Source organism: Zhongshania aquimaris (assembly GCF_019312595.1).
GTDB classification, from domain to species: domain Bacteria; phylum Pseudomonadota; class Gammaproteobacteria; order Pseudomonadales; family Spongiibacteraceae; genus Spongiibacter; species Spongiibacter aquimaris.
Map to the genome: position 1 here is coordinate 163,230 of NZ_JAHWDQ010000003.1, position 15,945 is coordinate 179,174.

Annotated in this window: 16 protein-coding genes and 1 riboswitch; of the genes, 3 read left to right on the forward strand and 13 right to left on the reverse strand. The window is 50.2% G+C overall.

Annotation, left to right across the window (positions count from 1 at the left end; translation table 11 throughout):
* Positions 1–98: 98 nt before the first annotated feature.
* From blaDIM to KXJ70_RS12345, 5 genes are read right to left on the reverse strand one after another with little or no spacing between them, the layout of a single operon-like run.
* Positions 99–866, reverse strand: a complete 768-nt coding sequence (gene blaDIM / locus KXJ70_RS12325) for a DIM/SIM/IMP family subclass B1 metallo-beta-lactamase (protein WP_219043814.1) — start codon at positions 864–866, stop codon at positions 99–101.
* A 30-nt stretch (positions 867–896) separates the two neighbouring features.
* A complete protein-coding gene (locus KXJ70_RS12330; RefSeq protein WP_219043815.1) occupies positions 897–1,763 on the reverse strand; it encodes a choline kinase family protein in 867 nt (288 codons plus the stop codon).
* Positions 1,764–1,765: 2 nt separating this feature from the next.
* Positions 1,766–2,386, reverse strand: coding sequence for a nicotinamide riboside transporter PnuC (pnuC, locus tag KXJ70_RS12335; protein ID WP_219043816.1), 621 nt, complete (start codon positions 2,384–2,386; stop codon positions 1,766–1,768).
* Positions 2,379–2,642 carry a YkoF family thiamine/hydroxymethylpyrimidine-binding protein gene (locus tag KXJ70_RS12340; protein WP_219043817.1) on the reverse strand — a complete coding sequence of 88 codons (264 nt, stop codon included), beginning with the start codon at positions 2,640–2,642 and terminating at the stop codon, positions 2,379–2,381. Before KXJ70_RS12340 ends, pnuC begins: the two co-directional genes overlap by 8 nt.
* A 10-nt stretch (positions 2,643–2,652) precedes the next feature.
* Entirely contained in the window at positions 2,653–4,809 is a 2,157-nt protein-coding gene (locus tag KXJ70_RS12345) for a TonB-dependent receptor (protein WP_219043818.1), read from the reverse strand.
* Positions 4,810–4,859: 50 nt separating this feature from the next.
* A riboswitch (TPP riboswitch) is annotated at positions 4,860–4,975 on the reverse strand.
* 424 nt (positions 4,976–5,399) lie between these two features.
* On the opposite strand from KXJ70_RS12345, the gene KXJ70_RS12350 reads away from it, so the two are divergent.
* The 3 genes from KXJ70_RS12350 (at position 5,400) to KXJ70_RS12360 (ending at position 7,705) form a co-directional block, all read left to right on the forward strand.
* Positions 5,400–5,771 carry a DoxX family protein gene (locus tag KXJ70_RS12350; RefSeq protein ID WP_219043819.1) on the forward strand — a complete coding sequence of 124 codons (372 nt, stop codon included), beginning with the start codon at positions 5,400–5,402 and terminating at the stop codon, positions 5,769–5,771.
* Between the two features lie 465 nt (positions 5,772–6,236).
* Positions 6,237–7,421 carry a WD40/YVTN/BNR-like repeat-containing protein gene (locus KXJ70_RS12355; RefSeq protein WP_219043820.1) on the forward strand — a complete coding sequence of 395 codons (1,185 nt, stop codon included), beginning with the start codon at positions 6,237–6,239 and terminating at the stop codon, positions 7,419–7,421.
* A 20-nt stretch (positions 7,422–7,441) separates the two neighbouring features.
* A complete protein-coding gene (locus KXJ70_RS12360) occupies positions 7,442–7,705 on the forward strand; it encodes a ubiquitin family protein (RefSeq protein ID WP_219043821.1) in 264 nt (87 codons plus the stop codon).
* A gap of 146 nt (positions 7,706–7,851) precedes the next feature.
* Here KXJ70_RS12360 and KXJ70_RS12365 read toward each other — a convergent pair whose 3' ends face one another.
* The 8 genes from KXJ70_RS12365 to fliQ all read right to left on the reverse strand — a co-directional run bounded on the left by KXJ70_RS12365 (position 7,852) and on the right by fliQ (position 15,910).
* Entirely contained in the window at positions 7,852–8,304 is a 453-nt protein-coding gene (locus tag KXJ70_RS12365) for a DUF2802 domain-containing protein (protein WP_219043822.1), read from the reverse strand.
* Positions 8,305–8,359: 55 nt separating this feature from the next.
* Complete coding sequence (locus tag KXJ70_RS12370) at positions 8,360–9,091, reverse strand: RNA polymerase sigma factor FliA (protein ID WP_369409781.1); 732 nt, start codon at positions 9,089–9,091, stop codon at positions 8,360–8,362.
* A complete protein-coding gene (locus KXJ70_RS12375; protein ID WP_219043824.1) occupies positions 9,088–9,915 on the reverse strand; it encodes a MinD/ParA family protein in 828 nt (275 codons plus the stop codon). Before KXJ70_RS12375 ends, KXJ70_RS12370 begins: the two co-directional genes overlap by 4 nt.
* A 138-nt stretch (positions 9,916–10,053) precedes the next feature.
* The gene (flhF, locus tag KXJ70_RS12380) at positions 10,054–11,388 is read right to left on the reverse strand and encodes a flagellar biosynthesis GTPase FlhF (protein WP_219043825.1); all 1,335 of its coding nucleotides are present in this window, start codon (positions 11,386–11,388) and stop codon (positions 10,054–10,056) included.
* Positions 11,389–11,470: 82 nt separating this feature from the next.
* Positions 11,471–13,576, reverse strand: coding sequence for a flagellar biosynthesis protein FlhA (gene flhA / locus KXJ70_RS12385; protein ID WP_219043826.1), 2,106 nt, complete (start codon positions 13,574–13,576; stop codon positions 11,471–11,473).
* 149 nt (positions 13,577–13,725) lie between these two features.
* On the reverse strand, positions 13,726–14,853 hold the full coding sequence (flhB, locus tag KXJ70_RS12390) for a flagellar biosynthesis protein FlhB (protein WP_219043827.1): 1,128 nt from the start codon (positions 14,851–14,853) through the stop codon (positions 13,726–13,728).
* A gap of 3 nt (positions 14,854–14,856) precedes the next feature.
* The gene (gene fliR, locus KXJ70_RS12395) at positions 14,857–15,639 is read right to left on the reverse strand and encodes a flagellar biosynthetic protein FliR (RefSeq protein WP_219043828.1); all 783 of its coding nucleotides are present in this window, start codon (positions 15,637–15,639) and stop codon (positions 14,857–14,859) included.
* A 1-nt stretch (position 15,640) separates the two neighbouring features.
* Positions 15,641–15,910, reverse strand: a complete 270-nt coding sequence (gene fliQ / locus KXJ70_RS12400; protein ID WP_219043829.1) for a flagellar biosynthesis protein FliQ — start codon at positions 15,908–15,910, stop codon at positions 15,641–15,643.
* Positions 15,911–15,945 lie beyond the last annotated feature (35 nt).

Sequence of the window (15,945 nt, forward strand, 5' to 3'; positions counted from 1 at the left end):
TTGTTTATTGCTGCTGTCATAGCTATAAACGCAGCGGAGATAGGAATGTCAGGGTGGGGTGATAAATTTTTTTATTTTATTTGCACCGAGCTAAAATCTCAGTCTTCCAAGGCCTTAGAATTTGGCTGACGCGAACCGCGCGGCGGTACCGCTGCAGCCGTTATTCTTCGCGTGTGTTCCAGCATCGAGGCATCGCCGATCTTGCCGTGTCCTGGTACCACAATTTTGGCGTCACCATATTTAGACTGAACATTCGCTACCGAATGTGACCATTCGCTAATCACCGCATCACCAGTATTGCCAAGACTCTCTGTCTCCTGCGGTCGTATCAAACAGCCTCCAAAAAGAATCTGCTGATCTGCCAGCCAAACAACTACGTTGTCCTGCGAATGCCCTCCTCCAGGGTAGAAAATTTGGATTTGGTCCTCCACCAGCCAATAGTTATCGCTATCGAATTCGTTTACAGCCTGTGGTTTAGCAGATGCTTTGAGAAGTTGATTAGTCAAGGTAGAGGCGTAGGTCGGAATAGATTTCGAATTTAAAAATTCGATCCCCGCCGCACGGTCTACGTGAAAGTGAGTTGAAATACTGCCCTTCACAGTAAAACCACGGGCGGTAATCCAATCTAATAATTTTTCCGTGTCTTCTGCAGACCACGGTGTATCGACAAGGTAGGCGTCTTTCCCGACAAGAACGACAAGCCCATTGGAATCAACCAAACCAAATCCTTCGTAAACCTGAAAGGAGGTATGAAGGTAAACACCATCGCTAAGTTGCTGTATTTTTAGGGCTGGGAGTTCCTCTTTCGCAGCAACAGGATGAATTGAAATCAAAATGAATAGCAACGCACCTAAAACATTTCTCATCGAATTTTCAAATCCTTGGAAAGCATTCTGCTATAAAGTAAATCTAGTATTCAAAACCCGAATTTGCTCAGCAATATCTCGACTCGTTTCAGCGGTCTTCATTAGCCCACTTGACCACTGTACCGCATACCATAGTACGGTTAAATAACCGTAAATTACCCGCCAATGGGTTAATCGCTGCAAGTCATCGGCGCTCACCGGCCTTGCCAAATACTCAGCCAACAATGCGTGCTGTTGCGGCTCATCAAGGCCATGGCCCTCTACTATCACCGCAAGATCATAAAAGGGATCACCCATCGCGGCGTATTCCCAATCGATGGCGTACAAGCGACCACCATCAGTGGCGATAAGATTTTCCAACAACAGATCGTTGTGACAAACACAGAGAGCAGCGCCAAAGGACTTGGCGCCCTCAATATGTTCGGCAACGCGCCCTGTCAACGCGCTTAAATCTGAGGAAAATACCGCCTCTTCATCAATGGCGCGCCAATAACTTGTAGCCTTGTGCCCAATATCTAAATAACTATCGACGGCCGGAAGCTGATGAACCCTTGCCAGTAATCTCGCCAGCACGGACAGTCCCGCATCGTCCGCACGCCAGTGTTTACCAACAACATAGTGGCTTACCATATACTGGTAATCTGCATCGTAGTGGATGAGTGGCGCGCAAAGTCCTTCACTGTCGGCAAGACCAAGTACCTGTGCCTCGGTCTGGCGATTTAAATTTAATTCCGCGCTGATGGCAGAGTTTTTACGCAGTACGAACAGTGCATCGCCTGCCGATATTAAATAGCTTTTATTGGTTAGGCCGCCTAATAAGGGCCGGATTAATTCGGGCTTAGAGTCGCTCCATAGCGACCAATCGGCGGGTATGATGTCTGTCCTTGGCGTCGTCATAACTAGCTTGTTGCGACCTGCTCACGCTCGAATATCGCCCGCCATTGAAAGAAACCAATAACCACTAGAACAACGTAAAATACAAACAGCAAGGCTGTAAGGTACAGGCCACGATCTATATACAAATACACCGAGGCACCATCAATCACAATCCAATAAATCCAATTCTCCAACACCTTGCGTGTCACCATATAGGTGGTTATCACAGCGCCCCAGGTAGTAAAGGAATCCAAATACGGCAACTCGGCGTGGGTGTTGTTGGCGAGCACATAACCAAACACCAGCGTTAACACGCCTACTGCGTTAAAAACCAGCAGATGGGTTCGCAACGACCAACAGTGAATTCGCAACTCGTGCTCCTCACTACCTTTACGCCACTGCCACCAGCCATACACTGCCATCGCCAAATAGAAAATCTGCAGAGCAGACTCCATTAGTAAGCTCACATCCCAAAACAGAAAAATGTAAATTGAGGTGCTAATAAACGCGGCATACCAGCAAAGGCTGTTTTCCCGCATAGCAAGTATCAGATAGGCAAGAGCCAGCGCTACCGCGCCAAGCTCCCACCAGGACATGGCCGCGAGCGCACCCGTTATCGCACTCGCAAACTGCTCGTCAAACATCGCTGGCCACTGGGCTTAAATCGCCATCGATAAACTTGCAGACAAAAATAGCGCGGCCAAATTGTTCGTAAGACAAACGTATTTCTTTTTTTAATACATCCATAACCGCGTCGTAATCACCAAACACCTGCGTGCTCATGGTATTGGTCAACACCTGCAAAGCCGGATGGGTATTCAGGCGATCAATAAAATTCTGGATCGCGGGAATAAATTCATCTTTAAGCGGGTACATGCTTATTTCAACAGAAAGCTTCATGTCATCCTCCTTAAAAAGTGTAGTTTGCAGACACGCCAAACACTCGTGGATCGCCAAACTGATAGTAGGCCTCAGGCGCATAACCATTGGCCGGGTTATTGCCAAAGGCATTACTAAAGTAAAAACCACGGGTTTCGTAGTCTTTATCTGTCAAATTGCGACCCCACAGAGACACATCCCAGTTGCTGGCGTAGTACGTTAGACGCGCATTAAACAATTCATAGTGGCTAGATTTCTCATTGTGACTGTTAGAGAAATAGAACTCGTCCTTGCCTTCCACTTCAAGCCGCAACACTAGGTTGGCCATAAAGGCCACTTCACTGCCCGCAAAGAATTGGTAATTAGGTGCGTGGGCCACTTCCCTGCCACCTAAGTTTACTGGCGGTAAAGGAACGCCGTTGTTGTCATCTTTGGCGTTAACGTGGGATTTGCTGACAAAATCCTCAAACTCCGCACTCAGCACACCTGCTGCCGCAAAGAAGCGCAAGGAGTCACTCGCAAGGTAATTTAATTCCACTTCAAGACCGGTGGTTTCGCCACCCGCTGCATTGGCGAGAAAATCATCGAAGGAGAAATTAGCAGGGTCAAAAATGGATTGTTTTGCCTGCACATCACTGCGGTCCTGATAAAACACCGCCACCTGAGCTTGCAAGCGGCGGTCTAACCAAGCCCCTTTTACGCCGACTTCGTAATTGATCATGCTCTCAGTATCGAATTCGAACAAATCAGGAGTAATATCCAAGTTGTTCGCAGACGCAGAAATAATTCGTCCGTTAACCCCGCCCGCCTTATAGCCACGAGAGATGGTTCCATAGAATAGCGTGCTGTCGGTGTGACGGTATTCCAAGGTCAGGTTACCGCCCCACAGGTCTTCGTCTTTATCTGAGCTCACCGCCAAGGAGTCGCTGTAATCGGCGTTGCGCTGCTCAAAACGTAAGCCCGTCACTAAACTCAGTTTGTCATCGAGATCCGTTTGCAACTGGCCATAAACGGCATGGTTCTCAGTGTTAAATTCGCTGCTGAAGTTAGCATTGCGATCCAGATCTTCCTCTTCCTCACGTATATACGCGCCAACTACCCAACTGGTGCTGCCGTTAAACAGCATAGATGCGTCGTTTGAGATAAAGCGAACATCGGCAGTGATATTGTTTTTATCCCGCAGATAGCTATCGGTTGAGACGTACTCGTCGGGATGAAAACCCACATAGCTCCAGTCTTCATCGTAGCTGTATTCAGATTCAGAGCTAGCCGCACTCAATACCGCCTCAAGGTTAAACCATGCACTACCAGACCATTGCGTAATAATCGACCCTGCAAAGGTTTCTTGGCTGTCTTTGCCTGGTTCATCAGATTGGGTTTTACGATTTTGGTATAGAGAAAAGGCGTCATAGCCATTATCCGCATCCAAATACAGCAGATTAAAATCTAGCTGCAATGTATCGCTGGCAGTGAAGCTCAACTTACTGCGGAGCACCGACTCATCTATATTATTAACGTCGTCTTTATTTAAAAATACGTTCTCGATGTAGCCATCGGACTGCTGATTCTGCAGAGCTACACGGTAGCCAAGACGTTCGCTCAATGGCCCACTGGCGACCAAGCCCAGGGTTTTACCGTTGTAATCGGCGACCTCGGCCGACACTTTCAACAAGGTCTCTGCGCTCGGCGCATTGCTGCTCATACTGATCAAACCGGCCAAGGCGTTAGCGCCGTAGGCCGTTCCCTGTGGGCCGCGCAACACCTCTACTTGGCCAATATCCAGTGTGCTAGCAGCCAAGCCCAAACCACTAAAATCAATACCATCGATGATCAAACCCACAGACGGACTCACCGGATCAATAAACTGGCTGCGCTCGCCAATACCGCGGATCTGAAAGAAACGCCCGCGCGAGGCGCCGCTAGAAAAATTCACATTGGGAGCGAGGTTTAATAGCTGCTCAATATTATTGGCGCCCCGCGCCTCAATCGTGGCAGCATCAAACACGCTAACCGTCGCGGCCAAATCCAGCAAACTGCTATCTCTAAACTGGCTGGTCACCACCACCTCTTCAGGTGTAATGGCTCGTTTGGCGACATCAGAACTGGCGGCATGAGCAGCGCTCGCTGTGACTAAGCAGGCAACGCCAACAGACCAAAGAGTGGGTTTTGAGGTAAATAAAGGATTCATGGTTCTCTCATAAATAACAAAATAAGAGACCCGGCACGCGCTAGAAGAGGATGTGAAACTGCACCTATTCCTACGCCGGTATTAACCGGATCAGGTTCAAGGGTTTGCAGTACAGACTTAATCAAGTCCGCCGCATCTCAGGCCGCAGCCACCCCTTAGGTTTTCGGATGCGACTATATCAGATATGGGGACTGGCTGGAATTGGGCGGTCTCGACTGTATGCATTAACAGGACGCTAGAACCAATCTGAGAAATAAGCACATCACACGCGCAACCTCGTTGTTGATCGCAACATAATTTCTGGCAATGGCGGAGTTCCGCCCCATCAAGGGGCGCTCGTTTTACTGAGTAAATAAGTAGCGCAAAAAAAGCCAGGCAGGTTTGCGAAACAATAGCTGAACCGCCTAATACCCCGGAGTGAGGTGACTAGATACTTGCCGGAAGAATGACGATGGTTGGGCTCCCGTTCGCCCTCTAGCTGCCGCCGCCAGATCGTGACAGCATATAGCTGGGTTCACCCACGCTTATGAACACTTACGTTTATCTGTCAGCCAAAAGCCGTTTTCTCACCACAAAAAAAGGATAATAATATGAGCTTTTTAAACAAATACTCAGACTATAGCTACGCTGCCTTCAGGATCGTCACAGGGTTTCTTTTCCTTTGTCATGGCACACAAAAGCTATTTGGATTTCCCATTGCGTTCCCTTACCCATTAAATGCGATGACGACAAGCGCGGCGATTATTGAGCTCCTTGCTGGCGCCTTAATCATTGTTGGCTTCTATTCTCGATATGCTGCCTTTATCGCCAGCGGCACTATGGCTGTTGGATACTGGTTGGTACATGGCCTAAACCACCCATTTCCGATCGCCAATGGTGGTGAAATAACCGCCTTTTATTGCTTTGCATTTCTCTATATTGCGACAAAAGGTCCTGGTATTTGGGCAATAAACAAAAACTAATATGCGCTTGATTTTAAAAGCGTAGCCACGCAGATCGGGGCCGAATCTTGCTTTTGTCGCTAATGATTGGCCCCAGATCCTTTTATGCCGCAGGCCAATTTGTGGCAAGCAACAAGACCTAAGCCCACCACCTGACTGCATGCCGTAAGCTCAAATAGCGAGGCAATCCAAATCTGGCTAATAGAGCCCTACACCCTGCCCTCACAAAAATATAAAACCTCGTGTCGAATTGCGCCAACGCCGTTCGACCAGGGTATGTCATGACATCCATTAGCGAGGAAGAATAATGAGACACACGCGTCGGAAAGCGACTCCCAAAAATGGTTTTATTGCCCGAATCAAGGCGGGAAATTCTAATACCATAAAGGTCCACCACCTTGCCAATTCGCTGTACAGGGCTAAACTCCTAGCTCTTAACACGAATTTTCCATCGAATTCTGATCCCCTGATTAGGGAGCCAGTTATATGTCAAATCTGATTATGTTGGGCACCCGCAAAGGCACCGTTATCATTGATCGCATTAACGGCACGTGGCAGGCGCGGGCGATCAATCATCCCGGTATTCCGGTTTGCTACGCCGCTCGTGATCCGCGCGACGGCACAATGTGGGCGTCGCTTGATCACGGTCACTGGGGGCCAAAGCTGTCGCGGTCTCGCGATGGCGGTATAACGTGGGAAGACGTACTCACGGTGAATTACCCCGATGGAGCCCGCTATATCGCGCAGGTATTGCCAACGCCGGATTTTGATCCCGAAGCCCCGGTCGGTGAGCCATCCTACGCCGATGCAACGGTCTACAAGATCTGGAATCTCGCGTTTGGTAGCGATGAACAGCCGGGCAGAATCTATGCTGGCACGATTCCCGGCGGCTTATTTATCAGTGACGACGGCGGTGACAGCTGGGAGTTAAACCGGCCACTATGGAACCATGAGAGTCGCGGTGGCGATTTGTTTGCGGGAGATGCCAGCAGTGACAATCAGTGGGGTGGTACGCCCGCCAGTATTGATTATGGGGTTTTCGAACCGGGAATCCATTCTATCAGTATCGACACTCGCAATCCCGACCACATCCATGTGGCCGCATCGTCAGCTGGCGTGATTGAAACCAGCGACGGTGGCAAAACATGGCTGGGCCGCAATTGCGGCATGACCAACGACTATATGCCAAACCCGGAACCGGAATGGGGACACGACCCTCACTTTATTGCCCGCTGCAAGGGTCAGCCAGATCATCTTTGGCAACAAAACCACTGCGGGGTTTTTTACAGCGCAGATGGTGCTAAGCAATGGAAAAAAGTCAGCATGCCCGATATGGGCGTGCATTTCGGCTTCCCCATTGCGGCGGATGATAAAGACGGACGCACCGCGTGGGTGGTACCCGCCGTCGCCGACTCCGAACGCATGGCAATCGATGGTGGCTTATTTGTGGCGCGAACGACAGATGGCGGCGAGTCTTGGCAAACCTTTCGTGATGGGCTGCCTCAGCAAAATGCCTACGACATTGTATTACGGCACGGACTCGACGTGGCCGGTGATGCGGTGTGCTTTGCCAGCACGACCGGCAACGTCTATGTGTCTGAGGACCGTGGCGAGCACTGGCAATGTATCGCCAATAATTTGCCACCGGTCTATTCCGTGAGATTTGCTTAATCGCCATGGCTAGCGTTGAAATGACCCGCCATTTATTTCGATTCTTTCCGCAGTTGCAGGATCAAAAAATCACTGTGCCCGGCGGATCAGTGGCGAATGTTATCCACGCAGTAGAGTCGATGGCTCCGGGCTTTAGTCACTATATTTTAGATGAGCGCGGCGCCCTGCGCCGCCATGTTAATTTAAGCATTAACGACAGCATTGTGATTGACCGAAAAACGCTTTCAGATCGCGTGCCCGAAGACGGAACTCTATTTATTTTTCAAGCGCTGAGTGGCGGTTGATCCGTCGGACTATGGCGATCATAAGTTCGGGGGCAGAGTAAAACAATAGTCCGTTATACAGCTATCATTTCGCCCAGCTGGGCGAAAAAATCGCTACCAAAAGAAATATAATTAAAAAAATAGCACCGCAGATGCTCAGCGCACCCTCAATGCGCTTTCTTAGACAAGGCCATAATCAAATCCGCTTCGCTGGCAGAAATACCGCAGCGCTGGGCTAATTCCGGCGCAGCCATGCCCTGCCCGGCCATTACGCTCACTTGTTGATAGAAACGCCTGTCTTTTTTGTCTGCGTCGCTGCGTTGTTGGCGCTCACCCAGCATTTCTAAATATTCTTCCAGCGCAGAAACCCGCTCGCCGAGTATTGCCATGGCGGAATTCTGGAGTTCAATTTTGCGTTCAAGTGCGATCACTACCGCATCTGCGTTTTGGGTTTGTATCGCTTCATTACTCGCCTGATCGCTACGGCGCGCTTTACGCATATACATTAACAGGCCAATGCCCACTAAGCTGAGCACCAAACCCAGCAGTGACGCCTCAGATAAATTCTGACACCATTCAATAAACTTCATGGGGAATTCAAGATAGTCATAAGTCGTCATTTTGGTTTCTTCCTGTTATGTCTTAGCTCGCCGTTCGCAGCGCCATTTATAAGCTCTATGCCGCAGTCCACTCGCTTAGTCTGCCTTTTAGGCGGACGATGGCTTGGCTGTGGATTTGGCACACCCGTGATTCGCTGACTTCCATAACTTCACCTATTTCCTTTAGGTTTAGGCCATTCTCGTAGTACAGCGCCATCACTAATTTCTCTCGCTCTGGCAAGGCATTTATCTGACTGGCCAACGCGCTGTGAAAATCGTCTTCTAATACATTTTCGAGCGGCGCGTAGCGGTCATCACCGCCGCCGACTTCAATGGTGTCGTGCTCGCCTTCGCTCATTTGATCTAGGCTAAACAGACGCACCGAGCTGGTATCGCGCAAAAGCTCATGGTATTCCTCTAGGGAAATCGACATTTCCTCGGCGATTTCATTGCCACTGGCTTCCCGCCCCAGCCGACTTTCTACTTTGCGGACTGCTTCGCTCATTTCCCGCAGCTGGCGAGTAACCGAACGCGGCGCCCAGCCGCTGTGGCGCATTTGATCAATCATGGCGCCACGAATACGAATACTGGCGAAGGTTTCGAAACTCGCGCCTTTATCCATTTGATAATTACTTCCCGCTTCCAGCAGACCAATCATGCCAGCCTGGATAAGGTCATCGACTTCTACACTGGCCGGTAAGCGGCTCACGAGGTGATAGGCGATTCGCTTAACCAAAGGCGCATGACGGGTCACCAGCTCTTCGCGGCTGCCGTATTGCACATTTAGGTAGGCGGAATGCCCGTTCACATCGCGGCTCCTGCGGTTTCTTCCTGGGGAAACATCCGGTCGACAAAGAATTCGATATTGCCACTGGGGCCAGTGGGCATTGGCCATTTATCAACGGTTTCAGCTAAACGCCGGAAGGCCAATGAAGACTCAGCGCCAGGGTACAAATCACTGACGGCTTTTTGGCGAGTATCGGCTTTAATTAAGTAGGGATCGCGGGGAATAAAGCCAGCGTATTCCAAGGTCACGTCTAAGAAGCGCTGGGTAACTTCGTTTAAGCGCTCAAAGCCGTCGCGGGCTTGATCGTAGCTATTCACCATATTGCGCAATACTTTAAAGCGCTTGATGCCGGCGTCGCGATTCATGACTTTAATCAATGCGTAGGCGTCGGCCATTGATGTTAGTTCGTCTGTTACCACCACCAAGACATATTGGCTTGCGCGGCTAAATGTAATAACGCTGTCTGAGATGCCCGCAGCGGTGTCGACGATCATCACGTCGTAATCTCCGCTAAGCGCGCTTAGCGAGCGAACAATCGCCGCGTGTTGATCATTGCCCAACTCAGCCATCTTTTTGATACCAGAGGCGGCGGGAATAATTGAGATACCGTCGGGCCCGGGAAGCAAAATGTCTTCGATTGAGCACTTGCCATCAAGCACGTGGGATAAATTCCATTTGGGCTTGAGGCCCAGCATGATATCGACATTGGCGAGACCTAAGTCGGCGTCCATCAGCAATACTCGATTACCTCGTCTCGCTAATTGGCAAGCCAAGTTTACTGATACATTGGTTTTACCTACACCGCCTTTACCACTGCTGACTGCTATGACTTTTACCGCATTCATTGTTTTTATCGCTCTCTCGATACATTTTTTTCCGCTCCGGACTGGCACGCGGACTCTCAAACTATCGTTTTTCTATGGTAAATCTGTCGCTCTGTAATTGATCTACGCAATATCACTAACCTCTAAACTCAGTCTAGCCTACACCCGCACATTTAGCGCTGATCCGCGCCGAGGGGCAGCCGACGCGGCAACTGCCGCAGGCACTGACTCCGCAGCTACCTGTTCTTCCGGTGCACTGTGCTGACCATTGCGACGAACTTCAAAGGCTTTTGCCATACGCACGGCCATATTGATTAATTTACCGGCATCGGCTGCTGACAAATTCTGTGGAACACGGGGACCATTGGCACACCACACAAGCGGCAAACGATGTTGGATCAAGTTAGATACCGCACCGCCCAATCGCATGGCCTCGTCGATACGACTCAACACCGCACCCTGTGCATTTAATGATGAGTAAGCGTCAATAATTTCGCTTTGCACGTAATTTTCGGCATCGGCTGGCAAGGTTAGAAAAACTTGTACATCCTGCATACCAGCTAACAGAGCTTGCAGCTCGCTAATGCCCTGTTTATCTCGGAAAGAAATACCTGCCGTGTCTATTAACACTAAATTCTTTTTACATAGGAGGCGGTAGGTTTTTACCGCCTCTTCCGCATTTGAGGCAACATGCACCGGCACTTGTAATATCCGGCCGTAAGCGCGCAATTGTTCCTGTGCGCCGACTCTGGCGGTATCCGTAGTTAATATCGCGATGCCACTGCGACCGTGAGTCAGCACATATTGGGCGGCTATTTTGGCGATGGTGGTGGTTTTACCCGCGCCCTGTGGACCGACCAAACAAATTGCGCCGGAGGTGGGCGGCGCGTTGACCGATAGCTTTTTGCTCAGCAACATTTTAAGCATTTCACGCTGAACCGTGACGCTCTCATCCGCGGGGATTTCAGCGCTTAGTCGTTTACCCAGCGACGGATCGATATCGATCGCCGATAGAAAACTATTCAATTCTTGATACTCTGGCGCCTGATGGCTTGCTTGCTGCCAGTTATGACCCTTTAGTTGATCCATTAGCATCGATTTCATCGAGGCCATTTCCTGCTTCATGGTAAGCAGCTCTTCATTCTGCGACCACACCATTTGGGGTTCTGCGGCAGCCGGTCTTTTACTGTCACTAGCGGCGGCCTGAACGGTTTGACTAATTTCCTCTTCCGCCTTTTTGCGGCGATTGAATAAGGCGTCAAGCGCGGTGGGTTCACGCTCTACCGGCGTACTACGGGTTTGCTGAGGGGTGGCAAATGATGGCGCTTGTGGCGCTGCCATCGCTGTTTCAAGCATGCCTTCAAGGCTTACGACCACCTCGACACCGCCCGCGACGCTACGACAGTCTAATATAACGGCGTCGGGACCGTGGGCGGCACGCACCAATCTCATGGCTTGTTGTGTATCCGCTGCTTGATATTTTTTAACTTGCATATGTTTCTCCCAACACATTTCAATTATTTTGAAATGTCATATTTAACATGACTACTCGCGATCTTTTTTTACTGCGAACACCCTAATTAAGGCGCCCTTGCTGACCGATTGTAGACAGTAATCTCACTTGCTTGCTGTCAGGTACTTCGTTGTACGACAGCACCGCTAATCCCGGTACACTGCGGCGAGTAAAACGTGACACCCATGAACGTATTGACGGTGACACCAGTACTACCGCAGGTTGCCCTGCTAACTCTTGGCGTTGACTGTAATCCGCCAATTCATTCTGTAAACGCTCAGCGATTCCAGGTTCTAATCCGGCGGCGCCCGCGTTGCCTCTGAGCATGTCTTGCAACAACTGTTCCAGATCTGGGTCGAGTGCGGAAACTGGCAAATCTTCTTCTAAGCCATTGATTTCCTGAACAATCATTCGTCCTAAAGCGACGCGAACCCCCTCCAATAATTCGTCAGGATTTTTGCTACGCGGCGCTTGCTCCGCCAAACTTTCGGCGATAAGACGAATACTGCGAATTGATACACCTTCTTTCAGCAGGTTCTGTAAAACCCGTACCACAATGCTGAGCGGCAATTGCTTGGGCACCACGTTTTCAACCAGACGGGGATCGGTCTTGGCAAGACGATCCAAGAGCTGTTGAACCTCTTCGTGGCCGAGTAATTCGTGGGCGTGCTGCTTAATAATTTGGCTGAGATGCGTGGCAATAACCGTACAGGGATCAACCACGGTGTAGCCCATGGTTTGCGCTTGATCGCGTTGGCTAGAATCGATCCAGACGGCATCCATACCGAAAGCGGGATCTTTGGTTGGCGAGCCACGCAACTGTCCCTGCGCGCCGCCTGGATTAATCGCCAATTCTTTGCCGGCCTGAATATCACCCTGGGCAATGGTGTCGCCCAGCAGTTGAATACGGTAGCTGCTGGGAGACAGCTCAAGGTTGTCGCGGATATGCACTGGCTGAATAAGAAAGCCTAAGTCCTTTGACAGCTTTTTACGCACGCCGGTAATTCGCGCAATCAACTCACCACCTTGGTTGCGGTCAACCAGTGGGATTAAGCGGTAGCCGACTTCTAGGCTCACCACATCCATCGGTGTCACTTCATCCCAATTTAATTCGCTGGGCTCACGCGCAACGGGAATCTCTTCGATATTCTCATCTTCGTCGACAAGTTCTTGAGCGTGTTTTTTCTGATTCTGCATCCACCATCCGCTGCCAGCACAAGCACCGGCGAGCATTAAAAATACAAGATTTGGCATGCCGGGAATGATGCCGATTAAGCCCAATAGGGTTGCCGACATATAAAGCACATTGGGGTTGGCAAACATTTGTCCAACAATTTGCTTACCCATGTTTTGTGAGCGAGAAATCCGCGTCACAATAATCGCAACCGCAGTAGACAGCAGCAAAGATGGCAACTGCGCCACCAGGCCGTCACCGATGGTCAGCAAGGTATAGTTATGCATCGCCTGCGAGAAGCTCAACCCATGCTGGGTCATACCGACGCCAAGGCCGCCGATAATGTTGATAAACAAAATCATTATGCCAGCGACCGCGTCACCGCGAACAAACTTGCTGGCACCGTCCATGGAGCCGTAGAAATCTGCCTCGGTCCGCACTTCTTCACGACGCCGGCTGGCTTCTTCTTGATTCAGCAAACCGGCGTTTAGATCTGAGTCTATCGCCATTTGTTTGCCGGGCATGGCATCCAAGGTAAACCGCGCCGTCACTTCAGATACACGACCGGCACCCTTGGTTACCACCACAAAGTTGATAACAACCAGGATAATAAATACCACGATACCAACGACGTAGTTTCCGCCAATAACAAATTCGCCAAAGGACTCGATAACCTTACCCGCCGCGCCTGGGCCATTGTGACCTTCAAGTAACACCACGCGAGTAGATGCCACGTTCAGTGCTAAACGCAGCAGTGTCGCTAAGAGTAATACGGTTGGGAAAACCGAGAAATCGATGGGACGTTCAACATAAATAACCGCCAGAATAATGACCAGCGATAAAGTGATGTTAAAGGTGAATAATAAATCGAGAAGAAACGGCGGCATGGGGATAACCAACATGCCCAAACACGCCACGAGCAACAGCAATACTCCAATGCCGCTGTCTGCGGTCTTTTGAAGCCATACCGGCATTGCTATGGATTGTGTCGCCATACTAACGTCTCTTAGCTATAAGGTCTTGCGTGTGTCTTTTTGACAGCTAAGGCACATAAATTCTGCGCCAATTTTCTGTCGTTATAGCCAAGAGTTGCAACAAGGGGGCCAAGAATCGTAGGGGTAAATACGGACTCTGGATGAGAGGACTACAGCAGATTACCTAAGTACTCGTCTGCAATGTCAGGTTGTGGTGTTTCTGGGTAGTCGCCGCCCATGGTTTCCCAGCTACGCAGCTGGTAGATGTAGGTTAAGATCTGCGCTACGGCAAGATATAGACCACCAGGAATTTCGGCGTCTAGATCGGTACTCGCGAATACGGCCCTCGCTAAACGGGGCGATTCCACAATTGGAATATCGTGTTCAGCGGCGAGTTCACGAATTTTAGCGGCAATATTATCGGCGCCTTTCGCCAACAACATAGGCGCCGCCATGCGTGCCTCATCGTACTTCAACGCCACCGCAAAATGGGTGGGGTTGGTAATGATGACATCGGCAGTCGGGACTTTTTCCATCATGCGGTTATTTGCAGCGGCCTGCTGCATTTCTCGCAATTTGGCTTTGACCTCTGGGCGACCGTCAGACTCTTTGTGCTCATCCCGCACTTCTTGACGAGTCATTTTCAGTTCTTTATTAAAATTCCATACCTGCCATGGCACATCGATCGCGGCTATCGCCACCAGCGGCAAACTCACCACAAAAAAGAACCACACCAGCAATTCAGCACTATGGATAATCGCGTCTTTGGGGGCTTGTAAACTTAATCCCAAAATATCATCGGCCATTCCCGACAGTAACCACACCGCTGCCACACCTATAAATACCATTTTCATTATCGATTTAGCCAGCTCACCGAGGCTGCGCAGAGAAAAAATCTTGCCGATGCCTTTTATAGGATCCATACGCTCAGGCTTTACGCTCAAGCTAAAGGTCCAGCCGCCCAAAATAGTCGATGACACCATGACCGCCACTAGCGCAATCGCTAGTAAGGGCCAAATGGTAAGCAGTCCACTTACAAGGGTTTGATAAAGACGGGACACAATAAGGGATTTTTGTTCCACCAGTAAAAATTCCGGCGACAAACTGTGGGCCAGCAAATCTTTAAGCGCGACGGCGAGGCCACCTCCGGTAAACAGCAACATCGCCGCCCCACCCACTGTTACCATCATTGTGGTCAATTCTTTAGAGCGCGCTACCTGCCCTTTCTTTTTGGCGTCGGCTAATTTCTTAGCCGACGCCTCTTCGGTGCGTTCTTGACCGTCTTCGTTCTCAGCCATACATCAGGCTCCGAGAAACAGTTCGGCGGCAATAAATGCGTCGCCCAACATAGACGTTAAAATGGGAAGTAAATTTGGCAGCAAGCGATCTACCACCAGAAAACCAATTAGCATCGCGATAGGGAAACCCACCGCAAACAAGTTCAAAGTTGGCGCTGCCCGGCTAATAATACCTACCGCTAACTGCACAACAAGTAAGGCCACTACCGCAGGAATCGCTACTTGAATCGCACCGGTAAATAGTTCCCCACCGCGCAGCCATATCACGTTGAGCTGCCCCGGAGACACTCCGTCACCCGCCACTGGCCAATATTCAAAACTCCGTGCCAGCAAGGCCAAAAAATCGATATGGCCGTTCATGGCCACAAAGATCAGCATGGTAAATATAAGTAGGAACTGCGAGAGCACCGGCACCTGCGCGCCACGCTGGGGGTCAACCATCATCGCAAAACCGAGCCCCATACCCATGGCGATAATCTGGCCAGCAAGGATAATGGCGTCAAACACCAGTTGAATAATGAAACCGATACACACGCCAATCAGCAATTCATTGGCAGCCAGTAATATCGCCTGATAGCCAACCAAGTTCATCACCGGCGCGGGCGGTAGCAAGGGTAAAATAATGGCGGTAATGAAGACGGATAGCAGAATACGTGCGCGGGCGGGAATATACGCTGCGCTAAATAAGGGGGCAGTAATCATCGCCCCACCCACCCGCATAAACGGCAGCCAGGCAGACGCAAGCATTACGCTGAGCTGGTCTGCAGTAGGCGCGATGATACTCATGCTAGCCAACCAAGCTTGGAATCATGGCAAATAATTGACGGGTGTAGTCAATCAGTTGACCCAGCATCCACGGGCCAGTCACACCGAGTACAACGATTAACACAACCAGCTTAGGGATGAAGCTTAAGGTCATATCCTGAATTTGGGTTGCGGCCTGAAACATACCAATCATCAGGCCCGCCGCAAGCGCAGACAGCAGCAGTGGCGCTGCTAGCAGCACGGTAAGGTTCATCGCTTGGCGGCCAATCTCGATTACCGTATCGGCGTTCATTGCGCGACCTCATTACGTGATATTGCGGTCAATGT